The sequence below is a fragment of the Flavivirga sp. 57AJ16 genome, assembly GCF_028736925.1.
In the GTDB taxonomy this organism is placed as follows: Bacteria; Bacteroidota; Bacteroidia; order Flavobacteriales; family Flavobacteriaceae; genus Flavivirga.
This window is the reverse complement of sequence record NZ_JAQZAT010000001.1, coordinates 521,077-534,425: the sequence shown is the minus strand read 5'-3', so window position 1 is coordinate 534,425 and position 13,349 is coordinate 521,077. Positions and strand designations below refer to the sequence as shown.

Here is a 13,349-nt window from a genome sequence, read left to right as displayed (position 1 = left end):
TTTTATAATTAATAAGGTTTTTATTAGTAAACTACCTCGGAGCAAGCTTCGGAGCAACTTGCCTGACGGCAGTCAGGTTTAAATCTCGATTATCGAGTAAATAAATAGCAGGAATTATTAAAAGATTCCCACTTTCGTGGGAAATAAATATGATAGAAATAGAACGTAAATTTTTAGTGACATCCCATGCTTATAAGGAAGAAGCATTTAAGAGTACTAGAATTATTCAAGGGTTTTTAAACACCCATAAAAAACGTACGGTTCGGGTTAGGTTGAAAGGTGATGTAGGCTATATAACGGTTAAGGGGCAATCATCACAAGATGGACTATCACGATTTGAATGGGAAAAGGAAATACCTGAAAAAGAAGCAGAATCACTTTTAAATATTTGTGAACCAGGCGTTATTGATAAAATTCGCTATGAAGTAAAGATTAAAAACCATACTTTTGAAATAGATGAATTTTTTGGTGACAATGAAGGTTTAGTGATTGCAGAAATTGAATTAGGGAGTGAAAATGAAACTTTTGAAACACCTTATTGGTTAGGAGAAGAAGTTACAGGACATATAAAATATTACAATTCACAATTAAGTAAACAGCCATATAAAACATGGTAATAATTTAAAAAGGTCTAAATTATGAAGCATTTAATAATAGCAATATTTTTAGCGTGTGTACTTTTCTCATGTAAAGAACAAGGAAAAGCACCTATTTTGGATATTGAAGCGGACAAAGAGGTTATAGAAGCGCAAGTAGATTCAATAATAGAAGTAGAAGTAGTGGAAAAACCCATTAAAAAGACAACTAAGCAAATTAAAGAAGAACTTACTGCAAAGGGCTTTAAAACTTTTGATTATGTTGATGAAAAAACGCAAGACACTGTTTTAATGCAACAGTATTTTATAGCGTTTTTAAAAACGGGCCCTATTAGAGGTCAGAACGAAGAAGAGACTGCTTTATTACAAAAAGAGCATTTAGCTCATTTAAGAAAAATGTACGAGTTGGGCTATGCGGATATTTCTGGTCCTTTTGGTGATGAGGGAGACATTCGCGGGATTACTATTTATAATGTCCCCACATTAAAAATGGCGGATAGTTTAGCAAACTCAGATCCCATGGTAAAAGCAGGACGCTTAGAGATTGAAATTCATCCATGGTGGGCAGGAAAAGGCTTTCCTTTGCGATAGATGTTAAAGTTTATAAAGGCCCTATTTAATGTTATTAATGTTATCATAATTATAGCATTATTGGCTATTCATTTTGTTGCAAAAGAAAGTAGCTATCAAGCGTCTTTATATTTTTATACATTTCCTTTACCCATCATTATTCTTATCGTTTTAGTGCTTTCTGTTTTTATTGGTAGAAGATTTAGAAAGTATAATTTATTACTGGGAACTTTATTGTTGGTTATTTGGCTAGGCAGAAGTTTTAAAATACATATTCCGGAAGACATTAAAGAAAATGATTTAGAGGTTGTTTTTTGGAATGCCTCACATGAAAGAAATTTTCAAGACGTATTTAATGAAAATGATGCCATTCCAGATGTAGTTGTTTTAGTTGAATATCATGGCGATATATTAAAAAAAACAAAGTTAAAGTACCTCGATTATTATTTTTACAAGCACCCAGTTAAAGAGATAGGTGTGTTTTCTAAAACACCTATCAACATAAAAAAGGTAATGCCATCAAAATACAAATCAACAGTAATTAATTTTGAAACCAATGGTGTTAATTTTTATGCGGTCGATGTATCCGGAAGTATGGATGTGCCGCGAAGTTGGGAACTGGAATTTGTAACTGAAGCTATTACACAAACCAAAAACACCGTAGTTTTAGGAGATTTTAATGTCCCTTTTGAATCTATGTATTTAGATAAGATTAAAATGAATTTTAATCACGCTTTCTCAGAAAAAGGAAATGGTTTTAGAGAAACGTGGTTTTGGAATATACCCTTGTTATCACTTGACCATATCTGGGTATCTAAAGATCTGGAAACTCTTAAAGCTGTAAAGATCGGTACATTTAAAAGCGACCATAGCATGATTAAGGCAGTTGTTGGAAAATAGTTGTTCCCAAAGGGAAGCGGGATTAATACCAATTATGAATTAAAATGAGTAACAGAAAACGACATTGCTTATTTGTTTTAGCCTGCTGCGTGTTATTTGCATAGCCTAAGCTATGGAAATGATGAGTAAAGTGATAAAACGAATTAATGAATGAGTTTGAATTGCGTATTTTAATTCATAATTGGTATAGTATAAAAGAATTTTCCGAGGCTTGCCGCGAGATAGATCGTTTCAAGAAATTCTTTATTTCGAAATTTCAAAACGTCGTTTCGCCTCATTCCCAAATTCATCCACAACCGTAATCATGTGTGTACCTTGCTTTGGTATGATGGCCATATCATGGATGTCTTTAGTGCTTCCAATAAAAGTATTATCAATATACCAGAATAAGGTGCTTTCAGGCTTTGAATGTGCTATTTTTAAAACCAGTTCATTTGTTTTTCCATCGAAATCTTTGGGTAAAAAAATGTTGTTATTTTCTTTTGGATAAATAAATGCCATCGAAACGGTATGCGCTCCTAAGCAATCATTCCTAAATTTAGGAAGCGGTTTATAAAACGGATTTTTTGTTTTGTAATAATAGGCCATTAAAGGAGGTAAAACAAACCAGGATTTGTGAACAATGTTGCTTAAATCTTCACAAGACGTATTCACTTGAAAGGATTCGTTATGATCCAGGTGTACTAATATATGATACGGACAGGGTTTTGTCTTTAAGCCACTTACTTGAATAAATTTCTGTTCAACGGTCTGGCAATTGGGAGCTGCTCTATGCCCACTTTGTTTACAAATATCGACGGCCTGCATGTCGTCAAAGGGTTTCGGGAACCAATCACTATTTGGCAATAAATCGAACACATCAAATAAAATAGGTGCTGCCGTTTGTACACCAACTAAACCTGGTCGCCCTTCGCCATCAGCATTACCAACCCAAACACCTACTACGTAATCTTTGGTAGTACCAATGGCCCAAGCATCCCGAAATCCAAAACTGGTACCTGTTTTCCATGCAATTTGTTTAGAGCCATCAAAAAACTCCCAGCTTTCATCACTTTCGGGTCTGTTTACTTCTTTTAGGCTTTCATAGGTCAAATAAATAGATGCCGCATCAAAAAGTGTTTTGTCACCAGTTTTATTCCCGAAGGTGATTTTATCTGAAGCTAAAAAAGTAGGTTCACGAAATTCATTGGTGAAATATTCACTTGAGGTTTCCGAAAAATGATTTAGCGTTGAGGACAGCGCCGCATAGCTTTTGCATAGATCCCAAAGATTACTTTCTGCACCTCCTAAAATAAGTGATAGCCCGTAATGGTTTGCATGGTATTTTAAGTCTTTTAATTGTAAAGCTTTTAAATAATGATGGAATCTATCTAAGCCAAATTCTTGAAGCATTCTAACGGCAGGAACATTTAACGAACGTGATAAAGCTTTACTTGCAGGAACGGCACCATCGTAGGTCTTATTATAGTTTTCTGGGTTATAACTACCAAATTGGGTAGGAACATCTGTTACCAAGGTATGAGGCAGCAAATCTCCGGCATCTAGCATGGCAGCATATAAAAAGGGCTTTAGAATACTACCGGTACTTCTTGGTTTATCAATAATATCAACATCTTTTTGATGGGCTTTATCTGTCGGGGTATTACCTACATAAGCTAAAACCTGTCGGGTCTTTACATCTAAAACGAGCACCGCTGCATTATAAATTTCATTCTGGCTCAATTGATTATAATGATTTTTTATAATATAGTTTACACGTTGCTGGAGCTTCGTGTCAATGGTTGTTTTTATGTGTTTTCCATAATTGGTTTGAGATACTTTTTGTAATAAATGAGGTGCTATTTGTGGTAAGGGGTAGGGTTTTTGAGGTAAGCCCTCGGCAACTGACAGTTGATAGGTCAATGAATCGATAATAGCGTTTTCTAAAAGTTTTTTTAAAAGGCGATCGCGTTTTTTTAATAGTTTTTCTTGGTTTTTTCCAGGATAAATTAAACTTGGGGCATTTGGTAAAACAGCAAGTGTGGCACTTTCTGCCCAGGATAATTGGTGGGCGTTTCTATTAAAATAACGCCACGAAGCAGCATCCAATCCAACAACATTTCCTCCAAAAGGGGCATGGCTACTATAGTAGGATAATATTTTATTTTTTGATGCCCGAAACTCTAATCGAGTTGCCAAAATAATTTCTTTTAGTTTTTCGAGATAGGTTCTGGAGGGGCCTTTTCTGGATAACCTAATGACTTGCTGTGTAATGGTACTTCCGCCCCGTTTTACTGCACCCGATTTTAGATTATCCCTTAATGCTTTAAAGATAGATATTGGATTAAAGCCAGGATGTTTATAAAAATATTCATCTTCGAATTGAACAATACAGGTTTTAAATTTTTCTGGAATACTATCGTTATGTGGAAATCGCCATTGACCATCTTTGGCAATTTGAGCTCCTAATAGTTCATTGTTAGAGCTTGTAATAACGGTTGCAGTAGGATCTTTAAAGAGTTGTTTTGGTAAACAGAAATAATAAGCAATCAATAACACAGCTATAATAGCCGATTTAATTTTATGTTTTTTAATATGTTTTGTTATTCTGTTCATTTTGTGTTTAGGACCCTTCCGTCTTCCGATTGCCATCGGAATCCACCTTCCCTTAACAAGGGAAGGAGTTGTTTCTAACTTTAATTTAAACTTTTAGTTCGGTTAATTAATAGCATTTTTATTTAACTCTCCTCCTTTTAAGGAGTCGAGGAGGTTCTAACTCTTAAAGTGTTTACTTATTTCCTCCAATACATTAGCACTATCTTTAAAAACCGATTTATTTTCGAATCGAAGTACTTTAAAGCCTAAATTTTCTAAAGCTTCTGTTCTTTCCTGATCATAGTTTTGTTGAGCAACATTAAGGTGATAGGCTCCGTCTAATTCTATAATCAGTTTTTCTGATGCACAATAAAAATCAACGATATAGTTTTTAATACTATGTTGTCTTCTAAATTTCCTTCCTTTAAGTTGCTTTTTTTGTAAAAACGTCCATAATGTTGCTTCTGCAGAAGTTGAATTGTTTCGCAATTCTTTTCTGTATTCTTCAAGGTATTTATGATTATGGATTTTTTTGTTCATATTTAAAACTTGTGTTTTTCTGTCTTATAATTTAACCCTTCCGTCTTCCGATTGGCATCGGAATCCACCTTCCCTTAATTAAGGGAAGGAGTTGTTTCTAACTTTAATTTAAACTTTTAGTTCGGTTAATTAATAGCATTTTTATTTAACGCTCCTCCTTTTAAGGAGGAGTGGCTTCTATTTCAATACCTTGAAATAGGAGTCGAGGAGGTCTTAAACTCATACTCACGTTCTACTTTGCAAATTCTTACATGGTACCAACTATACCATTCGGATCTTCCTTTTAGCTGGGCTTGTAAATGGTCACTTTGTTGCTTCCAATTTCTTATGGCATCTAAACTTTCCCAGTAACTTATGGTTATGCCTACATGCTCTCTGGCACTATCCATGCCTAAATAACCGTCTTGCTGTTTTGCCAGTGCCTCCATTTTGTTGGCCATTTCGGAGTAACCTTCAATAGTCTCATTTTGCGTTGATGTAAAAATGACTGCATAATAGGGTTTAAAATCGTTGCTCATATTTTTTATTTAAAAGTCACTTATGGGACGTTTTCTTTTATCCCAGGTTAATACTTGCACACCACTGGAATAATGTATTTTATCGGGGTGATTGTTTATTAAATGATTAAATCTGGGATAGTTTAAATCCAGTTTGTTAACCATGATTGATTGCATGGGCCATTCGATATGGTGTACATCATATTCAATCATATGGTTTTTGTAGTTTTGAAAAACAGCATAGCGTTCCGTTAGCCATAAGTCGGTTTTATCTTTTTTAACAGGAGTGTTTTCTATGTTATATTCTATGTTAAAAGTATCATGGAATATTTTGTTTTTTGAGGTGTAAAAGGTGTTCCCTCTACTCATTTTAGAATGTTGATAAGGAAATTTTGATATGGCTTTCAGGACTTTACAAGAGGATCGTTTACTTCCTTCCATATTTAAAAAGTAAACACTTGGTTTGCCATTACAGGTAATATAAATTCTAATGTTTATTTCATGAAAATCTGAAATATAAGGCGTTTTAGGAACGTTTCTAACCCCTATATTGTTCATGTTAAAAGCAACTAAACTCACCCAGGTTTTTTCGTTCAGAACATCAAGTTTCACCCCCTTTGGAAGTAAAGGAGTTATTAAATTCGGCGGCACTTCCCAATGTAAAAAAACGGCTTTATTCCACTCTTGATAAAATGTCCATTTTCGTTTAGGGTATTCAAACGGTCTGTGATCCTTCTCTTTTAGTATTTCTGTTGCGTTCATGATTTAACCCCTAAGTTTCTAGTGAATTTATCAAAATTAATTAAGCTGGTATAAGCTCCCCAAAATCTGACCATTTAACCGCTACTTCTCAACAGTAACCCATGTCCCCTGTGTCCTTACTAAATATTCATTATCATACATGGCTTCAGCTTGAACGCCCGGTAAATAATAGGTTCCTAAATACGATGCGTTTAACATGACATTAAAAGTCTTGGTATCCCGTCTTCCTTTTTGCTCTAAATCGAAATAGAAATTAACACGATCATCCCTTATGTCTGTAAATCTGGCCTGACTCGTTGTTGTATTTCCAAAATCTGTAAAACGGGTATTTACGATTTCCCAACCGGATGGAAATAGCTGTGTTAATGCCACATCGTTAACAATTTCGTTTTTAAGGTTGCTAACCTTTACTGTAGCTACAAAATCCTGACCTTGTTTTAGCTCGGAGACCTTAATTTTATTTCCTTTTAAATCTTTGTATTGTATGGATACACTTAATCCGCGTTGTTCTGCTAATTCTTGACCTAGTGGTAATTTCCCCGAATTTAAAACACGTACATAAACCATATTGTCTTTATTATTGGTAAACGACAAAGTGTTTTCGCCATCAGCAATGTTTAATTCGCGTTGAGCAATCGCACTTTTAGAATTTATGGTTTCTGCTTTTCCGTTTATAGTATAGCTTACGTTAAGGGCTTTTCCGCCATTGGCATTTACCATTTTTGCAATGGCCAATAAGCTGTAAGCGGTTGTTTGGGTGCTCATCCAGCGATTGCTCGATAAGTCCTTAGCAATATATTGAGACAATTCCCGCCTTTTAGGGTTTTTGGTAATTACCATAGTTTCTAAGGCCATAGCACGATTTCTATCAACAGAACCATAGGTGTAATAGTTATGGCGAACCGGTTTAAAATTAATGTTGGCCAATTTTGAAATAGCCGTACTGGCTTCCTTTTGTCCTGCTAGTGCATAAGCTGCTGCCAATCGCCATTTTGCTTCGTTTGATAGCTCGTTAAATTCACGCAATCTATTCATAGCAGCTAAATCTGCCTGCCCAGCTAAAGCTAGGGTATACAGTCTGTAAGCTTGTGCTAAATCGGAATGATAAGATCTGTAACTCGGTCTCCAATCCCTTGCTGCTTGTTGTTGGTATTTAAGCCAATTGCTTTTAAAAGTAAGCGGTAAAACAAACCCTTTCTTTTCGGCCTCTAACATGAAATGACCTGCGTAGCTGGTTCCCCAATCGTTCGTATCGTTTTCTCCCATCCAATAGCTTAAACCTCCATTGGGTCTTTGAAAATGCCCTAAACGTTTAATCCCATTTTCGATATTATTCTTGATGTTTTGTTTTTTATCGTGTGTTAGATCGAAAATATCATTTAAGAACAATTGTGGAAATATGCTCGATGTGGTTTGTTCTACACAGCCATGCGGGTACTGAATTAAATATTGCAATCTGCGTGAAAAATCCATTGGAGGCATTGTTGAAAACTCTAAGGTTGCCGAGTTTGTTCCGTGCTCTCCAAATGTTGAAAATGCTATGGATTCTGAGGCGTTTGCTTCCAAGGTTTGATCTATTGGTTTTGATGTTATAGGGTTTGGATTCATAACATCCAGTTCTACTTTATAAGTCGATTTTTCACCATTTCCAGAGGCAATCACTTCAACAGTATTAAAACCTTTTGCTTTACTAACGTCCAATTCAAAGTACGCCATTTGTTCATCTGGTTTTGTAAAAGTGAGCGCTTTTGATTTAGCACCAACGATGGAAATGCCGTTACTAAGTTTCAAGCTAATATTTACATTTTTTACTTTGGGCTCCATAGCAAAAACAGTTACAGGAAGCGTCACTTTTTCGCCAGGGCTTAATTTTCGTGGAAGCGATGCTAATACCATTAAGGGCTTTTTTACTTGAACGGATTTGTCGGTACTTCCATAAGCTTCGGTTGCGTTATTTCCGGCAACGACCATGGTTCTTACAGAACCAATATAATTTGGCATTTTTATTTTATGCGTTTTACTACCGCCAGCTTTTAAGGTAAAAGGCCCTAAATACGTAACGACGGGTTTAAAACGGTTGGCCTTTTTGTTTTTCCCACCAGCAGCACTTCCGTCACCACCAATAGCAAATACTTGGTCTATACTGCCTGAATAGGCACCAATAACATCATCAAAAAGATCCCAGGTTTTTACGCCCAAAGCTTCGCGAGCGTAAAAGGAATCCCAAGCATTTGGGGTCTTAAAGCGTGTTAAATCCAACAAGCCTTCTTCAACCATAGCAATGGTATAGGTCATGGGCTTTCTATTTTTTTCTGAAACGGTCACCTCAAATTCTTGCTCGGGACGTAAGGTGTTTGGCATTTTTAATTCGGGCTCTAATTTGGTTTTTGGGTCTTCAACCAGCATGGGGATGACTCCAAATAAACGAATTGGTAAATCGTTGGCCGAAATAGCATGGGGCTGTAATAACGAAATATTAATAAACACATTAGGGGCCATTTCGGACGTTACAGGAATATCGACTACGGTTTCGCCCTGTTTTGTTTTTACCCATTTATAATCCAATACTTCGGTGCCATTTTCAATACTTACTAAAGCGCGTCCTTCGGTACCGGATTGAAAGGTTACTTTGGCCGTTTCCCCAACATTATATTTTTCTTTATCTGCCGAAAAAACGAGCATTTTTGCAGCATCTTTATCACCGGAAGATGAGTTTTGCCACCAGTTTTTATAAAAATAGGCGGTCCTCCCTGTGGCGTGGCCGCTTACAGGATCTGTGACTCTTATAAGATAGCGACCCCGTTCGTTATCTGGAATATTTATATTTAATGTGGCTTTTCCGTTGGCATCGGTGTTTATTTTAGAGTTTAAATAAGGTCTGTGGTAACTGCTGGAGACATAGCTTGATAAGTTATCGTAAGACGAATTCCACCACCAGCGCCATTCAATTTTATAGATTTTAACTTCCAGGTTATGTCGTTTTACAGGAGCCCCTTTGGCATCGACCACCACCAGATCAAAGCTTTGATCTTCATCTGTATAATAAGATCCATAGGCTTTTCCTTTTGGAGAGCGCAGCCCAACAAAAGACTCATAAGGGGCATATTGTTTGGTGAATGCATCCAATGAAAAATCGCCGCCGTTTTCGAAAGCCCGCACTAAAAACTGAACGTTTAACATGCCTGGGGCATTCTTTCCGACAGCTATTTTATTGGTAATTTGAGCGCTCCCTTCCTCATTTACCTTCCCTTCAAAAACATTGATTTCTTCTGTGTTAAATTGACGGGCAGGATCGTTAAATGTATAATCCTTATAATTTTTAAAGCCAGTATACGAGGTGCTGAACTTTGCTTTTATTTCGGCTTTTAAGTTTTTTCCCGGAGCACCATGAAGCCATTTTACATCCAAGGTTCCGCTTAAAGGTTCTGCACTTGTAAGAATGTCATTTTTAAAATCAACTTTAATTTTTAATCGGTTGGGTTTTACCGTTTCAATTTTTAAGTTTTTATTAAAAGTAGCACCCCCAACAGAGATTTTAGCATTGTAGTTTCCTGTTTTATCTTCTGAAGCTGTTGGAACCGTGAATTTGAAAAAATTATTAATATGATCTGCACTCACTTTTTTATAAACCAATTTTCCGTTGGGATCTGTAATTTCCAACTTTACAGGATGCTGCTTAGGAAGATTATTGGCTATATCATTTAGCATGAATGTTAAGTGTAACGTGTCACCAGGTCTCCAAACACCACGTTCCCCATAAATATAGCCTTTAAGTCCGCGTTGTAACCGATTTCCAGAAACATCAAATTTACTTAGGGACAATGAATTACCGTCATGAAGCTTTACATAACTAACATGGTTTCCTTTAGAGATAATAGCAAATGCTGCATGTTTTTTGGCATCAATAAGTGCCAAACCCTCCTTGTCTGTTACCGTTTCTTCCAATTTTTGCTGTTGGAAGTTATAAAGGGTTACCGTTGCATTTGCTTCTGGGTTGGTATTTAAAATATTAGTAACTGCAAAGTAATATGAATTATTAGTGCCCCGTTTTGCGATCACTCCCAGGTTTGAAGCAATTAAGTTCTGGTATGTAATACGGCTTTCATTGTAGTAAGCATTATGACAAGGGTTTTCCCTTTCTCTCCAGTTATACGAATAGTTACGGTATCTGTAATTTAGATTGTTCCAATAGGCTTCTTCTCTTAAATCATCGTCTTCTTCAGAAGTTTGGCTACCGTAATCCTCCTCTTCATAGTAATCCTCGTCATAATAATCATCACCATTTTCTACATTATTTACATTAACAACAGCATCACAATCATACAGGGAATAGCTTTTGTTGAAACTAACTTCTACGCGATAGATCGCACCTGGATCTGCTTTAAAGAACTTTGAAAGATCAATGCTATATGCTTTCCATTTTCCTGTGTTTTCAGTTTGAGATACTAACGGAATGGTTTTTTTTGCAATACGGCGCCCTACCTTTCTAATTTCATGGCTGTTATTACTGTTCATGTCATTGTCTTGTAAAAACTGAAGCATATTGTCTTCGAAAATTTTAATAATCCTAACATCAACAGCACTTAAATTAACCGCTTCGAAATTGAATTTTAATTCTTCCGAATTTGGTAAAATAGAACCATTACTAATTAAACGGACTTGGGGTTTTAAAGCTTCAAAACCAATGGTTTCAGAAAAGGTCTCTTTGAGTTTGAATCCCTCTGTGTTTTTAATGCCTTGAAAAACATCTACTTGAATATTGCCTACCAATTTAGCATCTGGATATACTTTTAGTACGTTACCATCAACGATATATTTTGGGTTTTTTACGTTTTGAAGCGCTACTAAGCCATCAAAATTTTGCTGCTTTTTTAAGGGATCTGAAAAATTGATCAATAAATATTGTTCGGGCGATTGAATAACGGCTGTTTTGGTAATCGTAAAGTTATTTATCCCTGGGATGGTTATTTTGTTTTCCCCTTTGTTATCGGCATCAATAGGCTTTCCGTCCCAAGAAACAAGAATATGGCTATCGTTGGTTAAACGGTTAATACTATCTATTTTAAAATCGAAAACCTTGCTTTTTTCATGAGCTTCATTAAATACAATATTTAAGTTATTCCCATTCTGTGAAGCTTTTACCAATTGCTTGGCATGGTCCAGGGAAATAACATCGGCCGATTTAATAATGCCTTCTAAGTACTGCCATTTTTTACTGTACGATTGCAGGCTGTTGGTCACCATATTGAAGCTAGGCGTGATGGTTTTAAACTGAAACGTATAGGTTTTAAATTCGTTGGGGATATCTTTATAAATATCCGATAGCTTAACGGTAACAGTATATTCTGTAGCTGGTTGTAGTGGTTCGTCTGGAGTAAACAATAAGGCATGCTTATTGGCTACCATTAATTTTCCTTGTACATGTGGATTTATGGAAACCATACGATCTGTAATTTCCTGACCCATTTCCCATCCTTCAACGTCTTCTGTTAAATTTATTTCGATGGGGCTTATTACCGATGTTAAACCAGATGATGTATAGCTTATATAATCTTTGAATTTAAAAAGGTTATCAGTTTCAACAACTTTCTTTTTACAGGATGTAGCTAACGTAATAAGTAATGCGAAAGCAAAAAGTTTTTTTAACAGCATAGATTAATAATTTTAAATTAAATTGGTTTAAACTACCCAGTCAAGCTGAGCACATGTTTTTTGATTGAAGCGAAAAATAGTGATTTTATTCCCAAATGAAGGCTTTTTTGAACTGCATAGCATCGCTACGGAGTAATAAACTTCATTTTATAAAAAGAAAAAGCAAGCCATTTCCTATTAATAAAGGTACGTTCAAATTTTAAGTTTCAGACCTTTTTTCAATGTTAAATAAGTCTTAAGGTTTTTTTGAATTTAACGACCGCATAACAAAACTAAACGTATATTTAGAAACCCAAAATCTTAAAAATGAATAAAACCTTTTATTTTAAAGCATGGCTTTTATTGGCATGCTTGGTAGTCTTAATTTGTAATGTGTCGTGTTCGAGTGACGATAATTCTTCTGAGGTTTCTGTTACCTCTGAAATACTTCGATTGGTTAATGAACATCGAGCCAGTATTGGAAAACAAGAGCTGGTATTAAATACTTTGGCAACCAAATTGGCTGATGAACACACGTTCTTTATGATTGATCAACAAAAAATAGGGCATGAAAATTTTGATCAACGAGCAGATAGATTGTTTGATGAGGAAAACGCTAAAGGGATAGGTGAAAATGTAGCAGCCAAACAAAAATCTGCGCAAGATGTTATGGCAGCCTGGTTAGATAGCAAAGGACACAGAGAGAATATAGAAGGTGATTTTACACATATTGGTATTAGTGCTATTAAAAATAAGGATGGCCATTATTATTACACACAGCTTTTTCTAAAAAAATGATTTCGTCTTGACCTTTTTTCGCGTGCTATCGCTAGAGGGGAACCAGACCCCAAAGTTCGTCTTTACTTGGCAATCCCATAAAAAACCAAGATGGGATATTATACGGTAAGGCAGTATAATTGAACCGCCTCCCTACTTTAGCAGAACTACTGTGAGTACACAAAAAAAGCACAAAAAAAAGATTGGACACGAATGGCACAAATTTTCACTAATTATTCAGACTATTGACAGGATTTCAAGCCTATATAGACTAGGGATTCATATTCATGCAGAGTCCAATCTATACCATAAAGTATTGGATTCGTGTGAATTTGTGCCATTCGTGTCTTTTTTAAAGATATGTACTCATGGTAGTTTAGCAGAAGCGGGGATGAATTTTTCGATCTCAGGAGGAAAAGAAAGGGGCTTTTAACGAATTAAACAAGAAAAGAGCTCTTAAAAAAACCTCCGACTGTATGTTACCACATACAGCCACGAGGCA

The 13,349-nt window shown here is 35.8% G+C and carries 10 protein-coding genes; 5 read left to right on the top strand and 5 right to left on the bottom strand.

Features of this window, described 5'->3' with window-relative positions; translation table 11 throughout:
* Positions 1-149 precede the first annotated feature (149 nt).
* From PQO00_RS02150 to PQO00_RS02140, 3 genes are read left to right on the top strand one after another with little or no spacing between them, the layout of a single operon-like run.
* A complete protein-coding gene (locus tag PQO00_RS02150) occupies positions 150-617 on the top strand; it encodes a CYTH domain-containing protein (protein WP_274183173.1) in 468 nt (155 codons plus the stop codon).
* A gap of 21 nt (positions 618-638) precedes the next feature.
* A complete protein-coding gene (locus PQO00_RS02145; RefSeq protein ID WP_274183172.1) occupies positions 639-1,187 on the top strand; it encodes a YciI family protein in 549 nt (182 codons plus the stop codon).
* Complete coding sequence (locus tag PQO00_RS02140; protein ID WP_274183171.1) at positions 1,188-2,066, top strand: endonuclease/exonuclease/phosphatase family protein; 879 nt, start codon at positions 1,188-1,190, stop codon at positions 2,064-2,066.
* Positions 2,067-2,309: 243 nt separating this feature from the next.
* Here PQO00_RS02140 and pbpC read toward each other — a convergent pair whose 3' ends face one another.
* The 5 genes from pbpC to PQO00_RS02115 all read right to left on the bottom strand — a co-directional run bounded on the left by pbpC (position 2,310) and on the right by PQO00_RS02115 (position 12,091).
* On the bottom strand, positions 2,310-4,661 hold the full coding sequence (gene pbpC, locus PQO00_RS02135) for a penicillin-binding protein 1C (protein ID WP_274183170.1): 2,352 nt from the start codon (positions 4,659-4,661) through the stop codon (positions 2,310-2,312).
* A 156-nt stretch (positions 4,662-4,817) separates the two neighbouring features.
* Positions 4,818-5,180 (bottom strand): endonuclease domain-containing protein, encoded by a 363-nt coding sequence (locus tag PQO00_RS02130; protein ID WP_274183169.1) that lies wholly within the window; start codon positions 5,178-5,180, stop codon positions 4,818-4,820.
* A 182-nt stretch (positions 5,181-5,362) separates the two neighbouring features.
* Entirely contained in the window at positions 5,363-5,698 is a 336-nt protein-coding gene (locus PQO00_RS02125) for an antibiotic biosynthesis monooxygenase (protein WP_274183168.1), read from the bottom strand.
* 9 nt (positions 5,699-5,707) lie between these two features.
* Entirely contained in the window at positions 5,708-6,439 is a 732-nt protein-coding gene (locus tag PQO00_RS02120) for a YqjF family protein (RefSeq protein WP_274183167.1), read from the bottom strand.
* An 81-nt stretch (positions 6,440-6,520) separates the two neighbouring features.
* The gene (locus tag PQO00_RS02115; protein WP_274183166.1) at positions 6,521-12,091 is read right to left on the bottom strand and encodes an alpha-2-macroglobulin; all 5,571 of its coding nucleotides are present in this window, start codon (positions 12,089-12,091) and stop codon (positions 6,521-6,523) included.
* A 306-nt stretch (positions 12,092-12,397) separates the two neighbouring features.
* On the opposite strand from PQO00_RS02115, the gene PQO00_RS02110 reads away from it, so the two are divergent.
* Positions 12,398-12,868, top strand: coding sequence for a CAP domain-containing protein (locus tag PQO00_RS02110; protein WP_274183165.1), 471 nt, complete (start codon positions 12,398-12,400; stop codon positions 12,866-12,868).
* Between the two features lie 151 nt (positions 12,869-13,019).
* Positions 13,020-13,280 (top strand): hypothetical protein, encoded by a 261-nt coding sequence (locus PQO00_RS02105; protein WP_274183164.1) that lies wholly within the window; start codon positions 13,020-13,022, stop codon positions 13,278-13,280.
* Positions 13,281-13,349: the final 69 nt, after the last annotated feature.